Annotated in this window: 27 protein-coding genes; 10 read left to right on the forward strand and 17 right to left on the reverse strand. The window is 61.1% G+C overall.

Features of this window, described 5'->3' with window-relative positions:
• Positions 1-71: 71 nt before the first annotated feature.
• Positions 72-659 (forward strand): antitoxin Xre/MbcA/ParS toxin-binding domain-containing protein, encoded by a 588-nt coding sequence (locus B9Z48_RS08605; RefSeq protein ID WP_108377841.1) that lies wholly within the window; start codon positions 72-74, stop codon positions 657-659.
• Positions 659-1,153, forward strand: coding sequence for an RES family NAD+ phosphorylase (locus B9Z48_RS08610; protein WP_108377842.1), 495 nt, complete (start codon positions 659-661; stop codon positions 1,151-1,153). The genes B9Z48_RS08605 and B9Z48_RS08610 overlap by 1 nt, the downstream gene beginning before the upstream one ends.
• 323 nt (positions 1,154-1,476) lie before the next feature.
• On the opposite strand, the gene B9Z48_RS08615 is transcribed toward B9Z48_RS08610, so the two are convergent.
• Together B9Z48_RS08615 and B9Z48_RS08620 are read right to left on the reverse strand one after the other, a co-directional pair.
• Positions 1,477-1,809: a type II toxin-antitoxin system RelE/ParE family toxin gene (locus B9Z48_RS08615; protein WP_108377843.1), complete on the reverse strand. Its 333-nt coding sequence runs from the start codon at positions 1,807-1,809 to the stop codon at positions 1,477-1,479.
• On the reverse strand, positions 1,806-2,072 hold the full coding sequence (locus B9Z48_RS08620; RefSeq protein WP_053173107.1) for a type II toxin-antitoxin system Phd/YefM family antitoxin: 267 nt from the start codon (positions 2,070-2,072) through the stop codon (positions 1,806-1,808). The genes B9Z48_RS08615 and B9Z48_RS08620 overlap by 4 nt, the downstream gene beginning before the upstream one ends.
• Before the next feature lie 144 nt (positions 2,073-2,216).
• On the opposite strand from B9Z48_RS08620, the gene B9Z48_RS08625 reads away from it, so the two are divergent.
• Positions 2,217-2,396, forward strand: coding sequence for a hypothetical protein (locus tag B9Z48_RS08625; RefSeq protein ID WP_228769333.1), 180 nt, complete (start codon positions 2,217-2,219; stop codon positions 2,394-2,396).
• A gap of 96 nt (positions 2,397-2,492) precedes the next feature.
• Here B9Z48_RS08625 and B9Z48_RS08630 read toward each other — a convergent pair whose 3' ends face one another.
• From B9Z48_RS08630 to B9Z48_RS08640, 3 genes are all read right to left on the reverse strand, one after another.
• Positions 2,493-3,545 carry an AraC family transcriptional regulator gene (locus tag B9Z48_RS08630; RefSeq protein ID WP_089962005.1) on the reverse strand — a complete coding sequence of 351 codons (1,053 nt, stop codon included), beginning with the start codon at positions 3,543-3,545 and terminating at the stop codon, positions 2,493-2,495.
• 640 nt (positions 3,546-4,185) lie between these two features.
• Positions 4,186-5,370 (reverse strand): CaiB/BaiF CoA-transferase family protein, encoded by a 1,185-nt coding sequence (locus tag B9Z48_RS08635; protein WP_089962008.1) that lies wholly within the window; start codon positions 5,368-5,370, stop codon positions 4,186-4,188.
• A complete protein-coding gene (locus B9Z48_RS08640; RefSeq protein WP_089962012.1) occupies positions 5,367-6,902 on the reverse strand; it encodes a class I adenylate-forming enzyme family protein in 1,536 nt (511 codons plus the stop codon). Before B9Z48_RS08640 ends, B9Z48_RS08635 begins: the two co-directional genes overlap by 4 nt.
• Before the next feature lie 216 nt (positions 6,903-7,118).
• Between B9Z48_RS08640 and B9Z48_RS22100 the strand changes: the two genes are divergently transcribed.
• The 3 genes from B9Z48_RS22100 (at position 7,119) to dapD (ending at position 8,723) form a co-directional block, all read left to right on the forward strand.
• On the forward strand, positions 7,119-7,277 hold the full coding sequence (locus B9Z48_RS22100; RefSeq protein ID WP_368664975.1) for a hypothetical protein: 159 nt from the start codon (positions 7,119-7,121) through the stop codon (positions 7,275-7,277).
• 93 nt (positions 7,278-7,370) lie between these two features.
• Positions 7,371-7,667: a BrnA antitoxin family protein gene (locus tag B9Z48_RS08650; protein WP_089962016.1), complete on the forward strand. Its 297-nt coding sequence runs from the start codon at positions 7,371-7,373 to the stop codon at positions 7,665-7,667.
• 78 nt (positions 7,668-7,745) lie between these two features.
• Positions 7,746-8,723: a 2,3,4,5-tetrahydropyridine-2,6-dicarboxylate N-succinyltransferase gene (gene dapD, locus B9Z48_RS08655; RefSeq protein ID WP_089962020.1), complete on the forward strand. Its 978-nt coding sequence runs from the start codon at positions 7,746-7,748 to the stop codon at positions 8,721-8,723.
• A gap of 105 nt (positions 8,724-8,828) precedes the next feature.
• Here the strand turns inward: dapD and B9Z48_RS08660 are convergent, their stop codons facing one another.
• The 8 genes from B9Z48_RS08660 to B9Z48_RS08690 all read right to left on the reverse strand — a co-directional run bounded on the left by B9Z48_RS08660 (position 8,829) and on the right by B9Z48_RS08690 (position 15,363).
• Positions 8,829-9,119, reverse strand: coding sequence for a BrnA antitoxin family protein (locus B9Z48_RS08660; RefSeq protein ID WP_089962023.1), 291 nt, complete (start codon positions 9,117-9,119; stop codon positions 8,829-8,831).
• A complete protein-coding gene (locus B9Z48_RS08665; RefSeq protein ID WP_108377845.1) occupies positions 9,106-9,252 on the reverse strand; it encodes a BrnT family toxin in 147 nt (48 codons plus the stop codon). Before B9Z48_RS08665 ends, B9Z48_RS08660 begins: the two co-directional genes overlap by 14 nt.
• A 243-nt stretch (positions 9,253-9,495) precedes the next feature.
• Complete coding sequence (gene yjjJ / locus B9Z48_RS08670) at positions 9,496-10,827, reverse strand: type II toxin-antitoxin system HipA family toxin YjjJ (protein ID WP_108377846.1); 1,332 nt, start codon at positions 10,825-10,827, stop codon at positions 9,496-9,498.
• A 69-nt stretch (positions 10,828-10,896) separates the two neighbouring features.
• Positions 10,897-11,019 carry a hypothetical protein gene (locus B9Z48_RS22000; protein ID WP_255419480.1) on the reverse strand — a complete coding sequence of 41 codons (123 nt, stop codon included), beginning with the start codon at positions 11,017-11,019 and terminating at the stop codon, positions 10,897-10,899.
• A 150-nt stretch (positions 11,020-11,169) separates the two neighbouring features.
• Positions 11,170-12,123 (reverse strand): alpha/beta hydrolase, encoded by a 954-nt coding sequence (locus tag B9Z48_RS08675; protein ID WP_108377942.1) that lies wholly within the window; start codon positions 12,121-12,123, stop codon positions 11,170-11,172.
• 139 nt (positions 12,124-12,262) lie between these two features.
• The gene (locus tag B9Z48_RS08680) at positions 12,263-14,395 is read right to left on the reverse strand and encodes an acetoacetate--CoA ligase (RefSeq protein WP_199233483.1); all 2,133 of its coding nucleotides are present in this window, start codon (positions 14,393-14,395) and stop codon (positions 12,263-12,265) included.
• 60 nt (positions 14,396-14,455) lie between these two features.
• Positions 14,456-14,791: a hypothetical protein gene (locus B9Z48_RS08685; RefSeq protein ID WP_108377847.1), complete on the reverse strand. Its 336-nt coding sequence runs from the start codon at positions 14,789-14,791 to the stop codon at positions 14,456-14,458.
• A 5-nt stretch (positions 14,792-14,796) separates the two neighbouring features.
• Entirely contained in the window at positions 14,797-15,363 is a 567-nt protein-coding gene (locus B9Z48_RS08690; protein ID WP_108377848.1) for a cob(I)yrinic acid a,c-diamide adenosyltransferase, read from the reverse strand.
• A 199-nt stretch (positions 15,364-15,562) separates the two neighbouring features.
• Between B9Z48_RS08690 and B9Z48_RS08695 the strand changes: the two genes are divergently transcribed.
• Positions 15,563-16,990 (forward strand): FAD-binding oxidoreductase, encoded by a 1,428-nt coding sequence (locus tag B9Z48_RS08695; RefSeq protein ID WP_108377849.1) that lies wholly within the window; start codon positions 15,563-15,565, stop codon positions 16,988-16,990.
• Positions 16,991-17,021: 31 nt separating this feature from the next.
• Here B9Z48_RS08695 and B9Z48_RS08700 read toward each other — a convergent pair whose 3' ends face one another.
• Positions 17,022-18,191: a benzoate/H(+) symporter BenE family transporter gene (locus B9Z48_RS08700; protein WP_108377946.1), complete on the reverse strand. Its 1,170-nt coding sequence runs from the start codon at positions 18,189-18,191 to the stop codon at positions 17,022-17,024.
• A gap of 468 nt (positions 18,192-18,659) precedes the next feature.
• Between B9Z48_RS08700 and B9Z48_RS22005 the strand changes: the two genes are divergently transcribed.
• Positions 18,660-18,782: a hypothetical protein gene (locus B9Z48_RS22005; protein WP_255419481.1), complete on the forward strand. Its 123-nt coding sequence runs from the start codon at positions 18,660-18,662 to the stop codon at positions 18,780-18,782.
• 6 nt (positions 18,783-18,788) lie between these two features.
• The gene (gene iaaH / locus B9Z48_RS08705) at positions 18,789-20,198 is read left to right on the forward strand and encodes an indoleacetamide hydrolase (RefSeq protein WP_089962045.1); all 1,410 of its coding nucleotides are present in this window, start codon (positions 18,789-18,791) and stop codon (positions 20,196-20,198) included.
• On the opposite strand, the gene B9Z48_RS08710 is transcribed toward iaaH (B9Z48_RS08705), so the two are convergent.
• A complete protein-coding gene (locus B9Z48_RS08710; protein ID WP_089962048.1) occupies positions 20,189-20,968 on the reverse strand; it encodes a LuxR C-terminal-related transcriptional regulator in 780 nt (259 codons plus the stop codon). The genes iaaH (B9Z48_RS08705) and B9Z48_RS08710 overlap by 10 nt on opposite strands.
• A gap of 178 nt (positions 20,969-21,146) precedes the next feature.
• Here B9Z48_RS08710 and B9Z48_RS08715 point away from each other — a divergent pair, with 178 nt between their 5' ends.
• Positions 21,147-22,103, forward strand: coding sequence for a Bug family tripartite tricarboxylate transporter substrate binding protein (locus tag B9Z48_RS08715; RefSeq protein ID WP_089962051.1), 957 nt, complete (start codon positions 21,147-21,149; stop codon positions 22,101-22,103).
• Between the two features lie 62 nt (positions 22,104-22,165).
• Here B9Z48_RS08715 and iaaH (B9Z48_RS08720) read toward each other — a convergent pair whose 3' ends face one another.
• Entirely contained in the window at positions 22,166-23,731 is a 1,566-nt protein-coding gene (gene iaaH / locus B9Z48_RS08720) for an indoleacetamide hydrolase (protein WP_233261070.1), read from the reverse strand.
• 168 nt (positions 23,732-23,899) lie between these two features.
• Positions 23,900-24,634: a response regulator transcription factor gene (locus B9Z48_RS08725; RefSeq protein WP_228769334.1), complete on the reverse strand. Its 735-nt coding sequence runs from the start codon at positions 24,632-24,634 to the stop codon at positions 23,900-23,902.
• Between the last annotated feature and the right edge of the window lies 1 nt (position 24,635).

The following is a 24,635-nucleotide window of genomic DNA, read 5'->3' on the forward strand; positions in this document are numbered from 1 at the left end:
AGATGATTGGCAGGAAGTGACATTTTTGATGATCACACAGCCTGAATTAATGTCTATAATCAGACAATTAAATGACCAAATTGGACAACGCCATGCACTCAATAGCAAAAATCGACGCGCCTGGCTCTTCGAGCAAAAAACCCCGGCGAATGGCCATCGCCCGAAAAGTCAAGAAAACGGACGTTTTTGTGTCGACATTCGTGAGCAAAAAAACCGCAACCATCGCTCCCCATAAAGCATTGCCGACCGGTGGTCAAAATCCATCGATTTTTACCGTGGTGCGCTGCAATTTATGGGATCAAACGGTCTTCGTCCGACAAGGCTTATCGTCCAAAACCGTTGTCGAAATGTGCGATGCATTGGCCATGCCTCGGGCCAGTTTTCTGGATTACCTCCAGCTGCCCAGAAGCACAATTGAAGCACGCATCAAAAATAATACCCCGCTGACCCCCACCGAAGGGGATGCGGTACTTCGCTCAGCCAAGGCCTTGGTCAGGGCACAAGAGGTCTTTGAAGACAGCCATGCTGCATCGTCCTGGCTGAAGCGGGAGATCAGATCTCTTGGTGGCGTGACACCGGTGTCGCTCATGGACACGGACAGTGGCTTCGAGCTGGTGATGCACACGCTGGGTCGGATCGAACACGGCGTGGTGGCTTGATGCCTGCCAAGAGCGCCGCCCCCACCACAGTCTGGCGAATAGCCAAGCACACCAAAGACTTCCGAGCGGAGGACCTCAGTGGAGGAGGGGCCGCAGCAGTGGGTGGCCGTTGGAACGCGGTGGGACACCCTGTGGTGTATGCGGGCACATCGATTGCGCTGTGCACATTGGAGACGCTGGCACACATCGGCGATGACATCGCCTGCAGAAACCGGTTTCTGGTGGGCATCGAAATCCCGCACAAGTTGTGGGAGGCACGTCAGGTGGTTGCCCCAGACAGCTTGCCCAAAACCTGGGTCGCCGAGCCACCCGGCATGGACACGGTCAATGTGGGTAACACATGGCTCAAAAGCTGCGACAGCTTGCTGCTGCTGGTGCCCTCGGTCATTGTTCACGAAGAGTTCAATGTACTGATCAACCCCAAGCACAAGGATGCAGACAAGATCAAAGCCCAAGTGCACAGGCCCTTCATCTACGACCCTCGCCTTGCTTGAGTGAATTGAGGCGTTCGTTCAATGTCAGTCAGAGAAACTGCGCTGTCAACTTATGCACAGATCTTGCAGCGCATGGTTAGCCATTTCAGCAAAGAACGAATGCTAGGATCGATTTAGACCAAGATTGCGTGAACTGGTCATCTCCCGCAGGCGCAGCGTCTGTCTGGCGCGCTACGCATGGGTCAATGTGTTGGACCGGGTCATGGTGGCACGGATTCGGCACCAGCGCGAAGCGGGTTATCAAGATGATGATGTTTGAGCGTTGAGGCCTCAAAACCCGATTCAAGACGGGACGGGGTCACGCCGAGTGTGCGCCTTGGCGATCAAGCAGCGAGCAAGCGATCCATCAAATGTCGCCTGAAATTGCGCATGCTCGGTATGAACATGTAAACGGTCAAAAGCGCATCAGAGGTCTGGTAAACCACATAGGCATTTTTGTGCTGATATCTTTTGAATCCAGTCAAGCCCGTGCCATCGAGTTCAAAGATGTTGCTGCCCAGTTCCGGATTCGTTGCCAATTTATGGAGTTTGACTTTCCATTCGTGGTTGATTTCAAGCCAAGTTTCAGCCCCAAATTTCTGCGTCACGTAGGTTTTGATTCTTCGGTAGTCTGATTTTGCCGACTGAAGAATCACAACTTTTCTGGGGCCTGTCATTCTTCACGCGCCATTTCGCTGAAGAAGTCATCAGCCTCTTGAAACTGGCCTTGAGCCAGCTCTTTGTTACCCATGGCAATCAGCTTTAAGAGTGCCATGGTTTCTTGTTGTTGCTCGTAGGCTTGGATATCAAGCACCACCATCTTGGCTTCACCGTTTTGTGTGATGATCAACGGATCAGGGTTGGTGGCGAAGTTTTTAATGATGTCGGCAGCGTGTGACTTGAGATATGAAATAGGCTTGATTTGTTGAGCGAGTGACATGGCAGCCTCAGAAATAAATTCAAACCAAATATAGACCAAATTTGGTTCACGTCAAGTCCACACCCAGCCTGTAACGTCGTCAACAACTCAGTCTCAGTCGCATTCTCCATCTGCGCTTTGTGCTGCTGTAAAGAAAGCTTGCAAGTGTTGACGCATCAACCCGGCATAGGTCGCCCGGTGGAAGGTGGTTTGCGTGAACTGATCATCTCCCGCAGGCGCAGCGTTTGTCTGGCGCGCTACGCATGGGTCGATGTGTTGGACCGGGTCATGGTGGCCAGGATTTGGCACCAGCGCGAAGCGGGTTATCAAGATGATGAGGTTTGAGCGGTGAGGAAATCCAAGCGCATGAGGACGATGGATGTGGGTCTGCGAGGGTTGATCGCGGCGAGGGCGCCGCTCCCACAAGGAAACCCACTCAGCTCAGGCCTGCACTTCGCCTTCAGCCGGTTCGTTGTGCGCCTGGCGGTACGCCCCTGGCGTCAGCCCCGTCCAGCCTTTGAAGGCGCGGTGGAAAGTGCTGGCTTCTGAAAACCCCACGCGGGCTGCTACTTCCAAGAGCGGCAGGTCGGTCTGGGTGAGGTACTCGACGGCCACGTCGCGGCGCAGGGCGTCTTTGATCATTTGGTAGCCCTGGCCTTCGCGCTGCAGGCGGCGGCGCAGGGTTTGGGGGGTGGTGGCCAGCATGTCGCTGATGGCTTCGAGCGAGGGCATTTCTTCTGCCAGGTAGCGGCGCAGCATGCGGCGGATGCGCTCGGTCAGGCTGGCCTGGTCGCGGTATTTGACAAGCAGGCAGGCCGGGGCCTGTTGCAAAAACTCTTCTACGCTTTCGGTGTTTTGCACCACGGGCAGGTCGAGCCATTTGGCGTCGAAACGGTAGCCCCATTCACCGTCCATCAGGCGAATGGGGGCCTGGAACAGTTTGGACGCATCGCTGCGCCGGGCCACATCGCGGTCTTGGTAAACGACTTCATCCACCGGGATACGCCGCGCCGCCAGCCAGCACATGACGCCGTAGCTGAGGAACATGAAGACCCGCACGGCGTAGGCCTGGCGATCATTCAGGGTGTGGCGCGGACTCATGCGCAGATAAGCCACGCCGCCGCTGACCACCAAGCGCGGCACAAAATCGGGCAAGAGCGCGTGGTAGTAACGCAGCCCGGCGCGCACGGCCTCACCCAGTTTGCGGTGGCCCACCAGCATGCGGCAGCCCATGGCAAAAGAGCCCAGGGGCAGCGCGGTGGTGCTCAGGCCCCAAAACTCGTCGCGGTGGTGGCGCACCAGCGCGGTCATCAGGCGGGCAAACTGGGCTTGGGTGACCCGCGCCAGTTTGGATTCGAGCAGCGCGGGCAGGATGCCTGCACGGCGCAGCACGGCAACGCGGGCGTTATCGTCCTCGATGGCCATGAGCATCTGCACCACCTGGTAGGCCGCGATGGTGTGCTGAATGGGCGGGGCGTTGGGCGGGCGGGTCATGAAGCAGTTGTCAGAGGTTCGGTACGGTGAAAGTTCATCAATGGTTTTGCGGGTTTGGCCTCAAAATCAACATGGTTGGCTTTGCCGCTGGCTGCATGTCGGGGCTGAAGCCGCCGACCTGCGAAAAACCACTGGCTCCCCGTAGGTCGGTAGCTTTAGCTCCGACATGGCTCGCTTCGGCGCAGGTCTCATGTCGGGGCTGAAGCCGCCGACCTACGAATACCGCCTCCGTAGGTCGGTAGCTTCAGCTCCGACATGGCTCGCTTCGGCGCAGGTCTCATGTCGGGGCTGAAGCCACCGACCTGCGAAAAACCACTGGCTCCCCGTAGGTCGGTAGCTTTAGCTCCGACATGGCTCGCTTCGGCGCAGGTCTCATGTCGGGGCTGAAGCCGCCGACCTGCGAAAAACCACTGGCTCCCCGTAGGTCGGTAGCTTTAGCTCCGACATGGTTCGCTTCGGCGTAGGTCTCATGTCGGGGCTGAAGCCGCCGACCTACGAATACCGCCTCCGTAGGTCGGTAGCTTTAGCTCCGACATGGCTCGCTTCGGCGCAGGTCTCATGTCGGGGCTGAAGCCACCGACCTACAAGATGCGTTGATTACGGGGGCAATTCTGACTTCAGGGCCTCGAATACGAGGCCTCTATCCTACGACTTTGCGTTGGCACAAAACATCAATCGCGGCGTCATCGAGTCCCGCAGCGGTCAGCAGCTCGCGAGTGTGCTGGCCCTGCAGGGGCGCGGGGCGTTGCACTTCAAAGCGGTAGCCGCTCATCTGCACTGGCATGGCCAGTTGTGTCATGGTCTCGCCCTGCGCGGTTTGCACCTGCACCCACATGCCCCGGTCTTGGAAGTGGGGCAGCTTTTGCGCCTCGTCGAGCTTGAGCACAGGGGTCACGCAGCAGTCGGCACCATCGAGCAGCTGCGCCCAGTGGGCCAGGGGGTGGGCTTGCACCGCTTGGGCGACTTCGCGCCGCACCCAGTCGTTCAAGGCCTGCGTTTTGGGGATGTGGTGCTCGGCCAAATCAGGGCGGCCCAGCAAGGTGCAAAAGGTGTCCCAGAACTTGTGCTCAAAAGCGCCCACGGCCAGGTAGCGGCCGTCTTGTGTGGAGTACAGGCCGTAGCAGGGCAGCGCGCCGGTCAGCTTGTCGCCACCGGGCGCGGGCACGCGGCCCCGGCTGTGCAGGCCAGCGAGCGGGATCACCGCGTGGGCCAGCACGCCATCGGCAATGGCCACGTCCACATGGCGGCCTTGGCCGGTACGCTGCGCGTCAAACAGCGCGGCCAAGATGCCCATGACGGCGGGCATGGTGCCGCCCAGCAAGTCGCCCATGGGCAAGTTGGACAGGGCCAGCTCGCCCGACGGCGTGCCCACTTGGTCGGCCACGCCGGCATAGCCGCAGTAGTTCAGGTCGTGACCGGCCTTTTGGCTCAGCGGTCCGGTCTGGCCGTAGCCGCTGATGCTGCAGTACACGAGGCGCGGGTTGCGGCTGTGCACCACGTCGTAACCCAAGCCCAGCCGGGCCATCACACCCGGGCGAAAGCCTTCGACCAGCACGTCGGCGGTCTCGCACAGCTTGAGCAAAAGCTGCATGCCTTCGGGGTGCTTCAGGTCCAGGCGCATGCCGCGTTTGTTGCGGTTGAGCATTTCGCGCACCGGTGGTGAGGCGTAGTCGCCCGCGCCCAGGTCTTCGATCTTGATGACGTCGGCGCCCAAGTCGGCCAGGTGCAGGGTGCACATGGGGCCTGGCAGCAGGCGGGTGAGGTCGAGCACGCGCACGCCTTGCAGCGGCGGGCGGTTGGGCGAATGGGTGGCGGTGCTGCTCATGCGCGTGCTGCGGTCTTGCGCAGTTCGGTTTTTTGGACTTTGCCTGCAGCCGTGAGCGGCAGCTTGTCGCGAAATTCGTAGCTCTTGGGGCACTTGAAGCCACTGATCAGCGCGTGGCAGTGCGCCGAGAGTTCTTCGCCGCTGGCTTGCGCGCCGGGTTTGAGCACCACAACGGCGTGCACGGCCTCGCCCCATTTCTCGTGGGGCACACCAATGACGGCGCACATCGACACCGCCGGGTGGCTGGTGAGGGTGCTTTCCACTTCGGCCGGGTAGACGTTTTCGCCGCCGGTGATGACCATGTCTTTGATGCGATCGATGACGTACAGGTAGCCGTGGGCGTCCATCACGCCGCCGTCACCGGTGTGCAGCCAGCCGCCTGCCAAGGCCTTGCGGGTGTCTTCTTCTCGGCCCCAGTAGCCTTGCATCACCGCCGGGCCGCGCACCAGGATCTCGCCGTGCGTGCCTGCGGGCAGCTCTTGGCCCTCGGCGTCGGCGATGCGGATCTCTGCCGACACCCCGGCCTGCCCCGCCGAGCGGATGCGCTCGCTGTCCAGAAAGGCCGGGTCACGGGAAATCGGCAAGGTCGAGACGGCGGCCGAGGTTTCGGTCATGCCGTACACATGGATGAAGTCCACATCAGGGAAAGCCTGCAGCGCACGCCGCAGCAGCGGCAACGTGATGGGTGCCGCGCCCCACAAAATGCGCTCCAGCTTGGGCAGGCCCTGCGGGTCAAAGCCGGGGGTGTCGAGCAGCATTTGCAGCATGCTGGGCACGATGACCAGGTCGTTCACGCCTTCGCGGGCCATGATCTCGACCACGGGCTGGGGCTGAAATGCTGGAACCGTCACGCAGGTGCCGCCCACCACGGTCTGTCCCAGCATGCGGCCCAGCCCCGCCACATGGAACATGGGCGAGGTGAGCAAGGTGACGTAATGCGGCGGGTTGGGCACCTCGGCCATGCGCCCCACCAGCGAGGCCCAAAGGTTGCCGTGCGAGAGCATCACGCCCTTGGGGAAGCCGGTGGTGCCCCCCGTGTAAACGATGGCGGCCAGCGTGTCTGGGGCGCTGCGCACATCTTCCATGGGCACGGCTGCAGCCCGTTGCGCCTCCAGCGGCAGATAGCCTGCCGGGGCTTGGGCTTCGCCGATGTAAAAACGCTGCCGCAGGGTCGGCAGGGCGTCGGTCATGGCTTGCGCGGAGGCCATCAGGGCATCGTCCACCGCCAGCGCGTTGGCCCCGCAGTCGTTCAGGGCGTAGGCCACTTCGGCCGCTGTCCAGCGGGTGTTGATCGGGTTGATCACCAGCCCGGCCCAGGCACCTGCCAGCAGCAATTCGATCATGCGGTCGCTGTTCAGCGCCAGCACCGACAAGCGCTCGCCCGGTTGCAAGCCCAGCGCACGCAGGGCCGAAGCGGTGCGGGCCACGCGGTCCACCAGTTGCCGGTAGGTCTGGCGGCGCGTACCTGTGACGGTGGCGATCTTGTCGGGGTGCCTTTGCATCGAGCGGTGCAAACCAGCGGTGAGGTACATGCTTGTGTCTCCATCGGCACGGCCTGATTTCGGCCGTCGCCATGGGGTGATTGCACCGCGCAGGCGGGGCGGCCGCAATCGCTGCAAGGCTCAAAGGAGTTGGCAGAAAGTGACAGGGCGTCAAGCTCAAACATCCTTTGGGGGCCCAACAAGCTCTACCCCATGAGCTTTACTCACAGCATTGACACATTGATTTTTAGTAGCTACATTAATACAATGCGTATTGAGTTCGATCCGATCAAAGACGCCTCGAATCAGATCAAACATGGTCTGTCTTTGGGCATGGCCGAAGAACTCGACTGGGAATCCGCGCTGGTATGGGTTGATGATCGGTTTGAGTCCAACGAGATGCGCATGATCGCTCTCGCGCCCTAGACCGAAACCCTTTACTACGTGGCATTTGTTGACGGGTACCAACGCGAAGAATCATCAGCCTTCGCCGTGCCAATCGACGGGAGGTAAAGCACTATGTCGAAAATTTCTAAGCGCCCGACTGTCCGCATGCCCAGCGTGCAAGAGGACAAGGCCATCACCGCCGCCGCCCGCAGCGATCCGCATGCTCAGCCGCTCACGCCCACGCAATTGCAGGCCATGGTCCCGCTCAAAAGTTTGCGCGGTCGCCCCAAGTCCGAGAACAAAAAACAGCTGGTTTCGGTGCGCTACAGCCCCGAAGTGCTGGCCTATTTCAAGTCAACAGGCGAAGGCTGGCAGTCGCGCATGGACAGCGTGCTGCGCCAATATGTGGCCAGCCATTCGAGACCCTAAGTCGCCATCCCCGATAATCACGCCTTCAGATTTCCCCCGGCCCGCACGCACTGCGGGCCATTTTTTCGGAGCAACACCATGAGCACTTTCCAAACCACCGGCGCACGCGCCACCGGCCTGGCCACCATCGCCGCTGACGGCACCGTGCTGGACACCTGGTTCCCCGCCCCCGAACTGGCCGCCGATGTGGCCGCCAGCGGCAGCACGCGCCTGACCGAAGCAGAAGCCGTGGCGGCCCTGGGCGCTGATGTGGCCCAGGCCTTGGCCCCTTGCGCTGTGCGCAACGCCACCGTGGTCGCCGTGCGCACCGAAATCAAGTCCTTGGCCGACGCGCCCGCCGACACCCACGACGCTTACCTGCGCCTGCACCTGCTGAGCCACCGCCTGGTGTTGCCACACGGTGCCAACGTGACCGGCATTTTTGGCCTGCTGCCCAACGTGGCCTGGACCAACTTTGGCCCCTGCGCCCTGGCCGATGTGCCCGCCGCCCGCCTGAAAGCCCGTGGCACCGGCCGCGTGCTCGAGATCAAGGGCCTGGACAAGTTCCCGCAGATGACCGACTACGTGATCCCGTCGGGCGTGCGCATCGCCAACGCCGACCGCGTGCGCCTGGGCGCGCACCTGGCCAGCGGCACCACCGTCATGCACGAAGGTTTTTGCAACTTCAACGCCGGCACGCTGGGCTCCAGCATGGTCGAAGGCCGCATCAGCGCGGGCGTGGTGGTGGATGACGCCAGCGACATCGGCGGCGGCTCGTCCATCATGGGCACGCTGTCGGGTGGCGGCAAAGAAGTCATCAAAGTGGGCAAGCGCTGCCTGCTGGGTGCCAACGCCGGCATCGGCATCTCGCTGGGCGACGACTGCATCGTGGAAGCCGGTTGCTACATCACCGGCGGCAGCCGCGTTCAGCTGCCCGACGGCAGCGTGGTCAAGGCTAAAGAGCTGTCCGGCAAAAACGGCATCCTGTTCCGCCGCGATTCACAGTCGGGCGCGCTGCACGCCATTCCGCGCAACAAGAGCTGGGGCGAGTTGAACGCTGAGTTGCACAAGAACTGATTTTTCCGGTTTTTTTAAAACGAACGGCGTGCCCACGAAAGTGGGCACGCCGTTTTGATGTGGCGAATACGGCAAGTTCTATGACGCCATCACGACCTACGGCGGTCAAGGCGTGATCGGGTGCTCCGCAATGTATTGGCGCAGCGCCGAATCCATTCGGGTTTGCCACCCCTGCCCTGTGGCGCGAAACTGTGTGACCACATCACGGGAGAGTCGGATGGTGATGCGCTCTTTGGTCAACTCGGCTTTAGGACGCCCCATGCGCAGGCGAGGCTTAACCGAGGCCCACTGTTCATCCGTGAAAGGCAAGGCGTCGGGGTCGGTCATCGCAGCAGCGGTGATCGCTGCATCTTCTGTGTCCGTGACAGAAATATGAGTCGGTTTAAGTTTCGGCATAGCGTTCCTCGCCATAGTCTTGACGTTGATCAGGCCATGTCACTGCATCCATCCATTCAAAAGCCGCAGCCAGAGACACACCATGCTTTTGGGTGTTTTTGGCGTCCTTCGCTTGGTCAAACTGGATACTCATTTAATTTATCGTACGGACAATAATTTAACAGTCAATGACTATTGATCCGGCCCTGAGAAGTTTGAAGTGGAAGGCTTGCCTTGGGGACAGTGATCAACGATGGGGGCTTTGTGGGAGCCCCGCCCTCGGGGCGATGGGTGGTGGTCTACGTGGCTCTATCGCGGCGAGGGCGCCGCTCCCACAAAGAAAGCGTTCATGCAAACTTCATCGGGCCGGATCAATAGGGTGAGCACCACGCTTCACTCAAAGCCCCTGCACCACCCCAGCATTGACCCGCGCAACCGCGCGAAACTCGTCACCGATCCTTGCATGCACAGCCGCGCTTTGCCAAAACTGCAAGGCCAACTCACGCGCTTTTGGCCAGACATTCAAGGTGTGTGCATTGGGGCGCGGCAGCTGGCTGGACCAGTCTCGCGCCACCACTTCGCCTGCCACCGGAGCGTAATACATGGGCAACATGTCGTAAGCCGGGGCCAGTTGCCAGCGGTGTTGGTGCAGCAACAGCGACACATTGCCGTGGTGGCGGTCGGTGTTGGCGATCAGGGCGCCAAAGGCGTCTAGCAGGCACAGGGTCTGAATGTCGGCAGCACTCAGGCTTTCGGTGCCTGCCCGCCCAGTCTGCATGGCGGTTGCTGACCATTGCGATCCGATGCCGATGTAGTGGGCGTCGTACATCTCCAAAGACACCATGCCAACGCGGCCCTGGCGGGTGCGGTCAAAGCGTCGACTTTGCAAAAAGACGCGGCCACCGGCCTGCACGATGTCGGTCTGTGCGGCGGCAATGCCTGCGGCTTGCAGTGTTTGCAAGGCCAGTGCCTCGCACACCAGCAAGTCGCGCCAGCGCTGGTCGGCCGGGCCATTGCCTGCGGGCGAGAACTTGACCAGCACAGGCACGCCATGGGTCACGGCGCAAAACTTGGGTTGCTCACCACCTGCGCTGGAGCCCGGTGCTGCGCTGCCCAGGGCTAGCAGGGCCAGACGCGGGTAGTCTTGAACAGGTTCACTCACCACCGGGGCGGCGCTGCGGCTGGGTGGCAGGGCCAGGTAACGGTCGAGCGAGGCGCTGCCGATCAGCAGGTTGCCGGGCAAGTCTTCACCGGCACGCACCAGCGCCAGCAGGATGTGGTCATCGCTCCAGTGCGCCAAATGCGGGGGCAAGACCAACTCGGGGTGCGCTTGGGCAAAAGCCCGACCCATAAAGCCCTGGGGACGGGTGTCCATCAAAAACCAAGGCAAGCTGGGGTGAAACTCACTGCGGCCATGGGCCTTGTCGGCTTCGTCCATCCAGAAGCCGCCTCCGGGCAGCGGGTACAAGGTGCCAAAGTTTTGCAGCTCACCACTGGGCAGCACTTGGTGAATGAGCACCTGTCGCCCCACACCCGGCACATCGCGTGGCAACAGATATCGCTGCGCCCTGGCAGCGCCGACCTTGACTACTTGGCCCGATGCCAACAATGGGGCCAACAGGCGCGAAACCGAGGGCTGGCTCACGCCCAGCTGCACCTGCAGCTCGGGGCTGCTGGCATGGCCGTTGTGGCGTCGCAGGATCGCGATCAGGGTGTCTGCGGGGTTCATTGAATGGATATATGAATAGATATTTCAATGATACAACGCATTCAAGTTCTTGTATTTAAAGGAATATTTTCAGAATTTGATAACAACCATGAATTTCAATGGCGTGGTTTTGCCGACCTGGCGCGGACCGGTAAGGAACACCATTTTGTGGGCCAGATCGGCCTGCACACGGTCATCAAGGTAGCGTTTCACGCCGCCATTTTTCGACTTTTTTACAGGACTTTGACAAATAGTCGCGACTTTTATTCAAAGTACTGCATAAAAGTCGTAAATCTGGTGCGGCAGTACCCATGTCGCACCAGGGCCAAAACAGGCCCAGCCCCCCTCAGCGGCGCCACCCCCTCAGCGCACCCGGTCCACCAACTGCTTCATCAAGTTGGTCACCGTTTTGTCCGCACTGTTGATCGAATAGACCTCGGACATGTGGCTGTGGCCTATGAGTTTGTAGAGGCCCGGGCATTTGCCAGCCTTGCACAAGGCGGTGTTGAGTTGTTCGCTTTGGCGATGGAAATCGGGCGGGTCCAGCTCGGCATAGGCCAACAGCAAGGGCACCTTGGCCGCCACCAGGCCGGGCACGGCCGATTGGGCAGGGTATTGCGCGGCGTCTTTGCCAAAGTAGGCTTGCAGGGGCGGGTTGGACTCTGCCGTTGACGGGTCAAAGAGGCCCGAGAGCAGAACGGCACCGGCCAGGCCCGAGCCGGGCACGACATGGAACTGCGGGTGCGCCACGTATTGCGCCACATGGGCAGCACCGGCCGAATGGCCCATGAGGATGATGCGCTGGGGGTTGCCACCGCTGGCCGCAATGTTCTCGCGCACCCACTTCAGGGCGGACTGGATGTCTTGCTGCGCCGCTGGCCAGGGGTGGGCTGGGGCCAGGCGGTAGGTCATGTTGACGCCGACCATGCCCTGGCGCACGGCCCACAGCATGATGTTGTCGTAAAACGGGCTGTCACCGGTGCGGCGTTCGCCACGCATGAAGGCACCGCCATGCACGAACACCAGCACGGGCTGGCCCGCTTGCGGTTTGTCGGGGGTGAACACGTCCAGCAGGTTTCGGGCGTCGGTGCCATAACGCACGTCGCGACGCACCTGCACGCCCGCATAAGGCTCGCGCTCGGCCAGCGGGGCATAGAGTTTTTCGGTGGGCGGCGGCGCGACAACCGGGCCGATTTTGAGCAGTTCAGCGGCGATCTGTGGCGAGACGACCGAAGGCACTTCGACGGTTTTTGAAGCGGGGACGGCGGCGCATCCTGCCAAAGACAAAGCCACGAGGGCTCCGAGAAATGTACGCATGAGGCGGTCTCCTGTGAATTCGGGGCGATGTGGGGTGATGTGCAAAACGCCATCGCGGCGAGGGCGCCGCTCCCACAAAAAAGCGTTATTGCAATCACCATCGGACCGGCTCAATGGCCAGATCAAAAGCGCCTGCGGATCAAGCCTTGGCCAAATGCGCTTTGGCCAAAGCCACATACCAATCCAGACACCCCGGGTTGGCCATGGCGTCCCTGTTGACCACCTTTTCGAGTGGCTGACCGAGCATGAGTTTCTTGATCGGCAGCTCCTGCTTTTTGCCGGACAAGGTGCGTGGGATTTCGGCGACCTGGAAGATCTCGTTCGGGATGAAGCGCGGGCTGAGCGCCACTTTGATGGCGTTGTTGAGCTTGGCTTGGAGCGCGTCGTCGAGTGTGGTGCCGGGGCGCAGCACCACAAACAGGGGCATGTAGCTTTCTTTGCCCAGGTATTCCAGGTCCACCACCATCGAGTCCATGACTTCAGGCAGCGCCTCGACGGCGCTGTACAGCTCGCTGGTGCCCATGCGCAGGCCGTAGCGGTTGATGGTGGCGTCGCTGCGGCCAAAGATCACGCAGCCTTCGCCTTGGCCCTTGGTTTCTGGGTCACCGCTGCCAATGCGCAGCCAGTCGCCGTGCCGCCAGACGCCGCCCATGCTGGCCGGGCCGTCACCGCCACCGGGCATGCGACCGTGGCCTGCGGGGTACATCTCGAAGTAGCTGGCCAAGTAGCGGGCGTTGTTCTGGTCACCCCAAAAGTACAGCGGCATGGACGGGATGGGCTGGGTGCAGACCAGCTCGCCCACTTCGCCTTTGACCGGCTCGCCCGCTTCGTTCCAGGCCTCGACCGCGCAGCCAAGTTCGCGGCATTGCATGACGCCTGGTTCTTGCGGCAGCTCGCGGTGGCCGCCCAAAAAAGCCCCGGCAAAGTCGGTGCCGCCCGAGATGTTGCACCACCAAATGTCGGTGCCGATGTTCTTGAATTGCGTTGTGCCCCAGCTTTGGGTCTCGGGCGACAAAGGCGATCCGGTCGTGCCCAAGGCGCGGACCCCCGACAAGTCGCCGCAGCGCGAGATGTCCACGCCCGCCTTTTGGCAGTTGGCAAAAAAGGCCGCACCCGCGCCGAAGAAACTCACCTTCTCATGCGCGGCCAAGCGCCACAAAATGCCCCAGTCGGGGTTGTCTTTGCTGCCGCCGGGGTTGCCGTCGTAAATCACGCAGGTCACGCCGTTGAGCAGGCCCGCGACTTGCGCATTCCACATGACCCAACCGGTGGAGCTGTACCAATGAAAGCGCTCGCCCCAGCTGTTGGGGTGGTAACTGCAGCCGATGTCGTTGTGCAAAATTTTGTTGGCCAACGCCACGATCACGGTGCCGCCGTGGCCATGCACGATGGGCTTGGGCAGTCCGGTGGTGCCGCTGGAATAGACGATCCACAGCGGGTGGTCAAAGGGCAACCACATCGGCTCAAAGGCCTGCACGGCAGCATCGTCACGCGCCGTGATGGTGGACATCTGCACGCTGGCACCCACGGCGCAATGGGCCAGGTCGAGCGTGCCCAGGTTGTCGTGCACGATGACGTGTTGCACGCTGGGCAGCGCGTCGCGCAGCTCCTGCACCACACCCATGCGGTCAAAGTCGCGCCCGCCGTAGCTCACGCCGTCCACCGCAATCAATACTTTCGGCTCGATCTGCTTGAAGCGGTCGAGCACGGCGTGGGTGCCCATGTCGGGCGCACAAATGCTCCAGACACCGCCCACGCTGGCGGTGGCCAAAAACGCCACCATGGCTTCGGGGATGTTGGGCAAATAAGCTGCCACCCTGTCCCCCGGCTGCACGCCCTGGGCCTGCAGGTGCAGCGCCATGGCCGCCACCTGGCGGCGCAGTTCGGGCCAGGTCATTTCGCGGCGCAGGCCTTTTTCGTTGTGGCTGATGACGGCCAAAAACCCCGCCTCGTGGGCGGGCTGCACATGCCGAAACACCTGTTGCGCGTAATTGGTCTGGGCCCCCGGGAACCACTTGGCCCTCGGCATGACGTTGCCCGCCAGCACCGCCGTGTGCGGCGTCGGCGACTGGAAATCGAAATAATCCCAGATGCTTTGCCAAAACGCATCGAGCTCGGTGACCGACCAACGCCAGAGGTCGTTGTAGGTGGCAAAGCTCAGGCCGCGCTCATCGCGCAGCCAGTTTTGGTAGAGCCTGATCTGGGGCAGATAGGGGGCAGTAGCGGTGGGTCGTGTCGCGGTGTTCATGGGCTCCAGCGTATCAGCGGCCATGCACCGCTGTCACGCGCCACAAGACCGAAACATGCACCTAAGTGACAGTGCGCACACCACTCAAGCCGGCGACTTTTCGCAACGGCCCTGACCCGTGGCTTGGCCCCGAAAATCACTTTGCCATTGCAGCGCGGCCAGATCGATCTGGATGCGCTCGTTGTCGATCGCAGTCATCACACCGCTGGGCAAGAGAGAAAAGCCATAAGGCTCCACGCCGTCGATGCGCAAACGGCGCACGGCTTTGGCGTCCCAGTCGATGCGCACCTCACGCACCCAGGTGCTGCGCTGCGGCATGTAGGCCACCGCGCAAGTCAGGACCACCGACGAGGGGGCCGCCAAGGCCGAGCTGAGCGCAGCCCAGCTCAACAGCCCCAAACTCAGGGTGTGGCCAAGCATGCGCATCAAGCCGCCGGTTCTTTTTGCATGCGCTGGCTTTTCCAGTACACGTCGTCGCCGCCGTTCATGCGGTTGAGCACACGGGCCAGCACAAACATCAGGTCCGACAGGCGGTTGAGGTATTGGCGCGGCGTGTCGTTCAAGGCCTCTTCGTTGCCCAAGGCCACACAAGCGCGCTCAGCGCGGCGGGCCACAGTGCGGCACACATGCGCTTGAGATGCGCCACGGGTGCCTGCGGGCAAGATGAATTCTTCGAGCTTGGGCAATTGCGCGTTGTACTTTTCAAGGGCCTCGTCCAGGGCCGCCACCGCTTCTTCCTTGAGCAATTCAAAGCCGGGAATGGACAGCTCGCCGCCCAGGTTGAAGAGCTGGTGCTGCACCTCGACCAATACCTCGCGCACGTCGGCAGGCATGTCTTCGCACAGCAGCACACCGATGTGAGAGTTCAGCTCGTCCACCTCGCCCATGGCGTGCACGCGCAGGCTGTTTTTGGACACGCGCTGGTTGTTGCCCAGGCCAGTGGTGCCGTTGTCGCCGGTGCGGGTGGCGATTTGTGTGAGTCGGTTGCCCATGGAATTGCTCTCTTTTTGTGTTCGCTCAAGCGTGCAGGGTCAAAAAATTGCCCACAGGGGTGGGCTCCTACAAAGAGGGTTGATTGTCGACCAAGTGGCTGCAACTTGTCTGACAGCGGACAGCAAGGCCTGTATTTGCGGCGTAAACTGCCGTTCAGCATGTCTGGCGGCCTTGCCCCGCCACCACCGGAGACACCCTATGAACGCCCCCACCCCCGCCGCCCACCTGGCCCCCGAAATCTCGCAACGCGCCGTACCCGAAGCGTTTTTGGCCGCCCTGAAGGCCCGATTTGGTGACAACTGCTCCACCGCCTTGGTGGTGCGCGAGCAACACGGCCGCGACGAGTCGGCCTTCACCCATGTGCCACCACCGGCAGCGGTGGTGTTTGCCGAGTGCACACAAGACGTGGCCGATGCCGTCAAGCTGTGCGCCGAGCACAAAGTGCCCGTCATTCCCTTTGGCGTGGGTTCGTCACTTGAAGGCCATTTGCTGGCGGTGCAAGGCGGCATCAGCATCGACCTGATGCGCATGAACAAGGTACTGGCCGTCAATGCCGAAGACCTGACGGTGACGGTGCAGCCTGGCGTGACGCGCAAGCAGCTGAATGAAGAAATCAAATCCACCGGGCTGTTTTTCCCGATCGACCCGGGTGCCGACGCGACCATTGGCGGCATGAGCGCCACCCGCGCCAGCGGCACCAACGCCGTGCGCTACGGCACCATGCGCGAGAACGTGCTGGCCCTGGAAGTGGTCACCTCGTCTGGCGAAGTCATCCGCACCGGCACCCGCGCCAAAAAGTCGAGCGCCGGCTACGACCTCACACGCCTGATGGTGGGCAGCGAAGGCACGCTGGGTGTGCTCACCGAAGTCACCGTGCGCCTGTACCCCCTGCCCGAAGCCATCTCGGCGGCCATTTGCTCTTTCCCCAGCATCGAAGCCGCTGTGCACACGGTCATCCAAACGATTCAGCTGGGTGTGCCGATTGCACGGGTGGAGTTGCTGGACCACAACAGCATACGCATGGTCAATGCCTACGCCAAACTGGGCCTGCGCGAAGAGCCCATGTTGCTGATGGAGTTTCACGGCTCACCCGCTGGCGTGAAGGAACAAGCCGAGACGGTGCAGGAAATCGCCAGCGAGTTCGGTGGCAACGCCTTTGAATGGGCCACCACCCCCGAAGAGCGCACGCGCCTGTGGACGGCTCGGCACAACGCCTACTTTGCCGCAGTGCAAAGCCGGCCTGGCTGCCGCGCCATCAGCACCGACACCTGCGTGCCCATCAGCCGCCTGGCCGATTGCCTGCTCGACTCCATCACCGAAACCGATGCCAGCGGCATCCCCTACTTTTTGGTCGGCCATGTGGGCGACGGCAATTTCCACTTCGGCTATTTGATCGACCCCAACAACCCCGAGGAATGCGCCACGGCCGAAGCTTTAAATCAGCAACTGGTCAACCGCGCCCTGCGCTTAGGGGGCACCTGCACCGGCGAGCACGGCATTGGCCTGCACAAGATGGACTTTTTGCGGACCGAAACCGGCGAAGGTGCCGTCGACATGATGCGCACCATCAAGCGGGCGCTGGACCCGCACAACATCATGAATCCGGGAAAAATTTTCTCGATGTGATGGCCAGGGGGTTTGCGCAAGCAAAGCCGCTTCAGGCTTTGCGCGCAGACAAGGCCCACAGCGCCACGATGCCCACCAGCAGGCCCCAAAAAGCCGCGCCCCCCCCCGCGATGCTCAGACCCGAAAGGGTCACCAGAAAAGTCAGCAAAGCCGCATCGCGGTGGCCCTCGTCTTTCATGGCTGTGGACAGGCTCGACGCGATGGTCGAGACCAAGGCCAAGCCGGCAACGGCCAGCACCATCGCCTTGGGAAATGCGGCCAGCAAGCTGACAATGGTGGCACCCGCCAAGCCCAAGAGAATGTAAAAAATGCCCGCTGCTGCCGAGGCCGTGTACCGTCGTGCGGGATCGGCATGCGCCTCACGGCCCATGCAAATGGCCGCCGTGATGGCCGCCAAATTGAGCGCATACCCGCCAAAGGGGGCCAACAGCAAGGTGACCCCGCCAGTGACGCCGATCACGGGCGAAATCGGTGTGTTGTAACCCGCACTGCGCTGCGCGGCCACACCGGGCAAATTTTGTGATGCCATGGTCACGATGAACAGCGGCAAGGCCACACTGACCATGGCGCCCAGACGCCACTCGGGTGACACCCACACCGGCGTGGCCCACGCCCAGGCGATCTGAGCCACATTCAATTGACCCTGCAAAGCCGCCACCACCATGCCGACCGCCAGCACACAAGGCACCGCCCAACGGGGGAAAAAGCGACGGCCCATCAGGTACGCAGCCGCCATGCTGAGCACCAAGACCGGCGCTTGGCCAACAGCACCCACCGCATCCAAAGCAAAGCGGGCCAAAACCCCGGCCAACAAGGCACTGGCCAAAGCCAAGGGAATCCGCGCCATCCACCGCTCAAACAGGCCGCTGTAGCCCACGCCCATGATGAGCAACGCACTCACGATGAAGGCCCCTGTGGCTTCCGGCAGGGTCACGCCCTGCGTCACCGCCAGCACCGCCGCACCGGGCGTTGACCAAGCCGTCAACACCGGTTGCCGATACCAAAGGCTCAAGACCAAACTGGTGCCGCCCATGCCCAAACCCAGGGCCCACATCCAGGAGGCCATTTGCGCCTCGTTGGCACCCAGGGCCTGTGCCGCCGCAAAAACAATGGCCGCTGAACTGGTGAACCCCACCAGCACAGCCACAAAGCCAGCAACGACCGTGGACAGCGACACATCGCGCAGCCATTTTTTCAACATGGGTTTTTTCTCACAGAAGCCTTGCACCAGGCACGAGGATTTTTTGTCCTCGCACACCTCACCGCTAGGTGCAGGGTTCTGCAGCAAAACGGGCATCGCTGAAGTATGGCACTGCGCGGTGCGCCGTTTGCTCGCACCCGCAAAGCAGCTACCGGGATCGACAGACTCGGAATGCCGACGTTTTTGTCCGGCCCCTTGAAGTTTTAAAAGCCCCTCATTTTGCGCGCCATGCGGTTATTTTTGTTGCTGTGGGAGCCCACCCCTGTGGGCGATGGCTTTTGTTTTGTGGGAGCCCGCCCCTGTGGGCGATGGTTTGCAGGGCGTGTGCCACGCCCATCGCCCACAGGGTGGGCTCCTACAAAAACACATCCTTTGCCTGCAGCACAAGGCTTCAATGGGCCGGATCTGCAGGAGTACCGATGTGGGTGCCAGGGTCGGTGAGAAAGAGACAGGTGGCCAAGGTGTCACATGGCCACCCGCACCGACGAGCACGGTATGGGCCTGCACACGATGGATTTTTTGCACACCGTCATTGATGGGGGTGTTCAAGTTTTCAAAGGCACCCTAGAGTCAGCCGTTTTTGATGCTTGACGCCTTATGGACCCTCTCGAACTCACGCTGCTGGAAGCGGCCGCAGCGCTGCGCACGCGAAAACTCGGGCACCTGGAGTACGTCCAGGCCTTGCTTGCGCAAACCGAACGGCTGACCTCTCTGAATGCCTGGATCAGCCGCGATCCTGAAGGCCTGGTCCTGCAAGCCAAGGCCTTCGATCAGGCCTCGAGTGCACCATCTGAACATCTCCCTTTGGCGGGCATACCTGTGGCCATCAAGGACAACATCGACACCGCCAATCTGCCCACCAGTGGTGGCACTCGGGCCTTGCTCGCATCCAGGCCCCAGCGCAATGCGGCTGTGGTCGAGCGCCTGCTTCAGTCGGGCGGCTTGATCGCTGGCAAAACCAATCTGCACGAACTGGCCTTGGGCGGCACCACGAACAACGCGGTCACGGGTGCTTGTCGCAACCCCTGGAACGCCCTGCGCGTCCCGGGTGGCAGCTCAGGTGGATCGGCCGTGGCCGTGGCTGCGCGCATGGTGCCCGCCGCCTTGGGCACTGACACAGGTGCCTCGGTTCGCCTGCCTGCCGCCTTGTGTGGTGTGGTCGGGTTCAGACCCAGCACAGGCCGCTATGCATCACAAGGCCTCTTGCACCTGTCACCCACCAAAGACACCGCAGGGCCCATGGCCCGCAGCGTTGCCGACGTGGCCTGGCTGGACGGTCTTTTGGCAAAAGACCGCCTGCACATGCCAAACGTGTCACTCAAAGGCCTGCGTCTGGGCATTCCGCGCGGGGACTTTTTTGAAGGCGCTGACCCGCAAGTTCTGGCGGTCATTGAGCAAGTGCTGGATACGCTGGTCGCTGAAGGCGTTGTCTGCGTAACGCTGGATGTGCCAGACCTGAAACAGCACAACGATGCCACGGGATCGACCTTGGTGATGTTCGAAATGATGCAAAGCCTGCCCGCTTATGCCAAGGCACAGGGCTTGTCGATGGACGCCCTGCTGGCAGGTGTGGGCAGCCCGGACGTGGCCCTGCTTTTGTCGCGCCAATTGGGCCGGGGACGCGTCACGGCGACCGCTTATGCTGCGGCACAGGCCCGTCGCCAGAAACTGCAAACCGCCTACGCCAAGCATTTTGCTGTCCACCGCCTGGATGCCTTGGCTTTCCCAACCTGCCTCATGACGGCCCCACCCATAGGTCACGACGAGCTGGTGGATTTGCATGGGCAAGCCTTGCCCACATTCAAAACCTTGATCCGCAACACAGACCCTGGCAGCAATGCCGGACTGCCTGGCATCAGCCTTCCGGCGGGTTTGACGGCCGAGGGCTTACCTGTCGGTCTGGAGTTGGACGGCGCTTTGGGCTCGGATCGCCACCTTTTGGCTGTGGCGGCGGCCATTGAGCGGGTTTTGCCAGCGCTGCCGCGGCCACCGATGGTTCAGGCCTGATGCAAAAGCTGCCCAATGTGGGCAGCCAGTTTGTTGCGCCCCTGAACGCCGAGTTTTTCAAACGCGTGGCCCAAGTGATAACGCACGGTGGTAAAGCCAATGTGGAGCTGCCGCGCAATGTCCTTGTCTGAGCAACCGTTCAGGCAAAGCAGCACCACATCGGCCTCGCGCTGGCTGAGCTGACAAGGACCGCTCAACAAGCGGCGCAGCTCGGCTTCGTCATGGCCCAACCATGTGGTCTTGGTGGATTCATCGGTGTCCAGTCGGCTCATTGCGGCCGTGAACACGGGCGCGAGGATGTTGAGGCAGGCCATGTCTTGACGGCTGAAGTCGTCTCGTCCCCTCGCCCGGTAAATGACCAAATCGCCCAAACAGTCATCACCACGGTAGGCGTACAGGTTCACGCCCCAGTGAATACCGTCCTGACGCAGGTGGTCGTTGTAAAACTCGGAGCGCTCCAGCTCTTGCACTGAACACACATCGCTGACCCGTACCGGTGTGCGCATGGCCTGCAAGCGCGGTGTGATGGGGTCGCAAAACTGAAAGTGCTCTTCATAAGCCCGGATTCTGGACGGCTTGACGTTGTACGAAGCGCAGATGGCGTAGCGATGGGTGGTGGCATTCCATTGGCGAGACACCAGATGATCGGCCTGCATGAACTGGGCCAGGGGTTGCGCCAAGGTCTGGAGCAGTTGTGCTTTCGAGACGTCCGAGGCCATCACCGCGCACAGGTCTGCCAGCATTTTGGATCGTTGTGTGTTCAGGTACATGGGGGGCTTCTCACAAGCACTTCAAGTTAACAAATGCAAAGGCAAGGTCAAGAGAGATTACCCGCTGTCTGGGCGCCTTGAACTTGACCAACCGTCAATTTTGAGGGTGTTCGCTGGCGGCAGAAAACCCTAAAGTCATCTCGTGTGTTTTTTAACTTTTGAACCTCAAGGATGCGCGATGAAAACGAAACTCTGGTTGGGCAGCGTGTTGCTGCTGTTGTCTGGGCTGGCGCAAGCCAACGACCCGGTGCCCCTCAAAGTGTTGGTGGGGTTTGGCGCAGGCGGCTCGGCCGATTTGGCCGCACGTCTGCTGGCCGAACGCCTCAAGGACGAATTGGGCCGTCCTGTGGTGGTTGAAAACCGCGTGGGTGCGGGTGGCCGCATCGCCGCTGAAGCCTTGAAAAATGCCCCGCCCAACGGCTCCACCGTCATGCTGGCACCCATTGTGGTTCCCGTGCTGGCACCGCTGGTGTTCAAGAAACTCAACTACGACGCGCAAAAAGACCTCGCACCTGTGGCGCACATTGCCGACTTCCAGTTTGGGGTGTCCGTCAAGGCAGACAGCCCGATTCGCAGCATTGCGGACTTGGTGCCCGTGGTCAAAAAGAATCCCAAAACCGGCTCATTTGGTTCACCCGCCCCAGGCAGTTTGCCGCATTTCTTTGGCGTCATGATCGGCCAAAAGACCGGGCTCGATTTGACCCATGTGCCCTATAACGGCGGCGCGCAATTGATGACGGCCCTCATCGGCGATCAAGTCACGCTGGGCATTGACACCTTGGTGGACCAAGGCGAAATGCACCGCGCGGGCAAAAGCCGCATCCTGGCCACCTCAGGCCCTCAGCGCAATGCCTTGTTTCCGGATGTGCCCACGCTTCGTGAGTCGGGCTTCAAGGATTTGGTCGGCGTGGGCTGGTTTGCCTTGTTTGCACCGGGCGGCACCGATTCCGCACAGATCGCCTCTCTGAACGCCGCCGTGAACCGCGCTTTGAAAAACCCGGCCCTCAAGGACCGCTTCACCAAAATGGGCCTGGAAATCGGTGGCGGCAGCCCGCAAGACCTTCAAGCGCTGATCAGCTCAGAAACTGCCCGCTGGGCACCTGTGGTCAAGGCCTCGGGTTTCACGGCAGACTGAGCTGCCGCTCAAGCGCGCATTTAAAAGGCCAAGCGGTATGGATTCGCTTGGCCTTTTTTGCATCAGATCGCGGGTGCTTTCACCGAACCCCAAACCGCTTCAATGCCCATGCCAATGGCCAGCAAATTGGTATCCGAGCCCAAGGGGCCGTCGATTTGCATGCCAACGGGCAAACCGCCTGCCGTCAAACCTGCGGGGATCGACAAGCTGGGAATGCCGGCATTGGTGCAAGGGTCGGTGTTGAAAATGCAGGTGCCAAAGGTGTCACGCGCGGTTTGCTTGGCAACACCGCCAACCGTGTAGGGAAGTTTTCCAGCACTGGAGCCCTCCACCACATCGATCTTGGGTGCGGGCAAGAGGGTCGTTGGAAACAACACGCACTCCACGCCTTGCGCAGCAAAGTAGTCTTTGTAGAGTTTTTGCAGTTGTGCACGGCCACCTGTGGTGGGAACCATGGCGGCGGCATAAGCGGCGGCAAACACATCCCCTGCAATCGCACCAAATGCACCCACCACATCAGGGCTGGCCAAGCCGGCCTGCACTTGTGCAACGGTGGTGACGGGCGCGCTGTTGGCGCTCAAGTAGGCAGGAATGGCTGCCACCGGTTCGTGCAAGGCAATCGGGAATGACATGGTGTCATTGAGGTCCATGATGCCCACCAAGTCGGCGTCCACAAACACCACGCCCGCATCGGCCAGCTTTTTCTTGGCTGCATCAGCCACTGTTCTGACGCTGTCATCGAGATCCGTCCAGAAGGCGGCAGGAAGACCGATCTTCAAGCCTTTGAGTGCCTTGGCCGTGGGTACCGCACCGCCCGTGATGACGGCATCGAGCAAGGCCAGGTCGGCCACGGTGCGGCCCATGGGGCCCACGGTGTCGCGTGTGGTGCTTATGGGCAAGGCGTCAGTTGCCGTGTCAGGATAACGGCGACCTTGGCCTGCGCCATCGCCCACCGAGGGGCGAAAGCCCGCAATGCCGCAGAACGACGCCGGCACGCGGGTTGATCCACCGGTGTCGGTGCCCAAACCTGCAGGGGCAAAGCGTGCGGCCACGGCAATGGCTGTTCCGCCCGATGAACCACCAGGAATGCGGCTGAAGTCGTAGGGGTTTTTGCCAGGGCGGTTGGCTGCTTTGGTGATGGGGTCAATGCCCAGTGTGAAGTTGGTGGTGGTGATGCCAAAGGCCCACTCGTGCAGGTTGGACTTGCCCAAAATGATGGCCCCTGCATCCAGCAGCTTTTGAACAGAAGGCGCATTGGTTTTGGGCTGGAAATTGCGCAGCGACGATGTGCCGCCCGTGGTTTTCATGCCTTTGGTGTTGATGTTGTCTTTGACCACAATCGGCAAACCCGCCAACGCGCCCAATGTTTTGCCTGCAGCGCGGTCTGCATCGACTTGCTTGGCTGCGGCCAATGCACCCGCCTCGTCAAGACTGATCATGGCGTTGAGATCAGACAATGACTTGGCGCGGTTGATCAGGTTGGCAACATAGTCAGTTGCCGTCATCTTGCCCGCCTTCAAGGCGGCAACCGCTTCAGAGGCCGTCAAGTTCAGTTGTTCGGCTGAAGTCAGTGTGGTGCTGGAATTGCCACCACAAGCCGTCAGGCTTGCGCCAACACCGCCCAGCATGGCCGCAGCAGACACGGCTCCCGTGTTTTTAAAGAAATTCCGACGTGATGTGTTTGTAGGCATGGAGGTCTCCTTTTAAGGTTGAAACGCCTGAATGGGCGTTGACTCCATGCTAGAGACGCGACTGGAGAGCGACCATCCTTGGTTTTCAGGAGGCCTGCATGCCCTTCATGGCCTGAGTTTGTGCACCAGCGCGGCCCGGTTGCTCACGCCCACTTTGCGAAACGCGTTTTCCAAGTGGGTGCGCACGGTGGTGGTGGAAATGTGCAGCGCCCGGGCAATTTCCTTGTCGGTCATGCCCAACATCACCAGACGAGCGGTGTCTTGTTCGCGCGTGGTCAAGCGTTGCGACAAGATGTTCAAGGTCAAGGCCTCGGGCTGACTGGACCTTTGCGCACGGGCGAGTGCCGTCACAAAAGCCGGTTGCAGCATGTCAAGCAAACGCATTTCGTCGGGTGTGAAGTTATCCCGGCGCTTGTCGCGCCAGATGCGCATGTCACCCAGGTTTTGGCCCTGGTGCCAGGCATAAAGGTTCACGCCCCAGTACAAGCCGTCTTTGTTCAGGAAGTCGTTGAAGAATTCGGTTTTCTTCAGTTCTTCGATGGGCAACACATCGGTGGCACGCACCGCCACCTGGTAACGCTGCATGAGGGGTGTGATGGGGTCATGGAACTGGTAATAGCTTTCATAGGCCCGCAGGTTCATCGGGTCCATGTTGATCTGGATGGGCTGGGCAAAACTCTGGCTGCCGGGCTGCCAGACAAAGCTGGCGTAGAACTGCGCCCCGAGCAGCTGCATGACCAAATCACCCATGATCTCGCGGATCTCGGTTTCTTCGTGCGGCTCGGCCAGGGTTTGCATGATCTGGCCAAGCAGTGTGGTTTGTTTTCCGGTCAGGTACACG

Origin of the sequence: Limnohabitans sp. WS1 (genome assembly GCF_003063265.1) — a bacterium.
Lineage (GTDB): Bacteria > Pseudomonadota > Gammaproteobacteria > Burkholderiales > Burkholderiaceae_C > Limnohabitans_A.

What these genes read in the sequence shown, in the direction of transcription:
- B9Z48_RS08710 (WP_089962048.1), bottom strand. Translation starts at nt 20,968, where the DNA reads ATGTACCTGAACACACAACGATCCAAAATGCTGGCAGACCTGTGCGCG.
- B9Z48_RS08680 (WP_199233483.1), bottom strand. Translation starts at nt 14,395, where the DNA reads ATGGCCGCTGATACGCTGGAGCCCATGAACACCGCGACACGACCCACC.
- B9Z48_RS08715 (WP_089962051.1), top strand. Translation starts at nt 21,147, where the DNA reads ATGAAAACGAAACTCTGGTTGGGCAGCGTGTTGCTGCTGTTGTCTGGG.
- B9Z48_RS08610 (WP_108377842.1), top strand. Translation starts at nt 659, where the DNA reads ATGCCTGCCAAGAGCGCCGCCCCCACCACAGTCTGGCGAATAGCCAAG.
- B9Z48_RS08605 (WP_108377841.1), top strand. Translation starts at nt 72, where the DNA reads ATGACCAAATTGGACAACGCCATGCACTCAATAGCAAAAATCGACGCG.
- B9Z48_RS08685 (WP_108377847.1), bottom strand. Translation starts at nt 14,791, where the DNA reads ATGCTTGGCCACACCCTGAGTTTGGGGCTGTTGAGCTGGGCTGCGCTC.
- B9Z48_RS22005 (WP_255419481.1), top strand. Translation starts at nt 18,660, where the DNA reads ATGGCCACCCGCACCGACGAGCACGGTATGGGCCTGCACACGATGGAT.
- B9Z48_RS08630 (WP_089962005.1), bottom strand. Translation starts at nt 3,545, where the DNA reads ATGACCCGCCCGCCCAACGCCCCGCCCATTCAGCACACCATCGCGGCC.
- yjjJ (WP_108377846.1), bottom strand. Translation starts at nt 10,827, where the DNA reads ATGAACCCCGCAGACACCCTGATCGCGATCCTGCGACGCCACAACGGC.
- B9Z48_RS08690 (WP_108377848.1), bottom strand. Translation starts at nt 15,363, where the DNA reads ATGGGCAACCGACTCACACAAATCGCCACCCGCACCGGCGACAACGGC.
- B9Z48_RS08660 (WP_089962023.1), bottom strand. Translation starts at nt 9,119, where the DNA reads ATGCCGAAACTTAAACCGACTCATATTTCTGTCACGGACACAGAAGAT.
- B9Z48_RS08635 (WP_089962008.1), bottom strand. Translation starts at nt 5,370, where the DNA reads ATGAGCAGCACCGCCACCCATTCGCCCAACCGCCCGCCGCTGCAAGGC.
- B9Z48_RS08675 (WP_108377942.1), bottom strand. Translation starts at nt 12,123, where the DNA reads ATGCGTACATTTCTCGGAGCCCTCGTGGCTTTGTCTTTGGCAGGATGC.
- B9Z48_RS08620 (WP_053173107.1), bottom strand. Translation starts at nt 2,072, where the DNA reads ATGTCACTCGCTCAACAAATCAAGCCTATTTCATATCTCAAGTCACAC.
- B9Z48_RS08640 (WP_089962012.1), bottom strand. Translation starts at nt 6,902, where the DNA reads ATGTACCTCACCGCTGGTTTGCACCGCTCGATGCAAAGGCACCCCGAC.
- B9Z48_RS08695 (WP_108377849.1), top strand. Translation starts at nt 15,563, where the DNA reads ATGAACGCCCCCACCCCCGCCGCCCACCTGGCCCCCGAAATCTCGCAA.
- dapD (WP_089962020.1), top strand. Translation starts at nt 7,746, where the DNA reads ATGAGCACTTTCCAAACCACCGGCGCACGCGCCACCGGCCTGGCCACC.
- B9Z48_RS08700 (WP_108377946.1), bottom strand. Translation starts at nt 18,191, where the DNA reads ATGTTGAAAAAATGGCTGCGCGATGTGTCGCTGTCCACGGTCGTTGCT.
- iaaH (WP_233261070.1), bottom strand. Translation starts at nt 23,731, where the DNA reads ATGCTGGGCGGTGTTGGCGCAAGCCTGACGGCTTGTGGTGGCAATTCC.
- B9Z48_RS08665 (WP_108377845.1), bottom strand. Translation starts at nt 9,252, where the DNA reads ATGAGTATCCAGTTTGACCAAGCGAAGGACGCCAAAAACACCCAAAAG.
- B9Z48_RS22100 (WP_368664975.1), top strand. Translation starts at nt 7,119, where the DNA reads ATGCGTATTGAGTTCGATCCGATCAAAGACGCCTCGAATCAGATCAAA.
- B9Z48_RS08650 (WP_089962016.1), top strand. Translation starts at nt 7,371, where the DNA reads ATGTCGAAAATTTCTAAGCGCCCGACTGTCCGCATGCCCAGCGTGCAA.
- B9Z48_RS08615 (WP_108377843.1), bottom strand. Translation starts at nt 1,809, where the DNA reads ATGACAGGCCCCAGAAAAGTTGTGATTCTTCAGTCGGCAAAATCAGAC.
- iaaH (WP_089962045.1), top strand. Translation starts at nt 18,789, where the DNA reads ATGGACCCTCTCGAACTCACGCTGCTGGAAGCGGCCGCAGCGCTGCGC.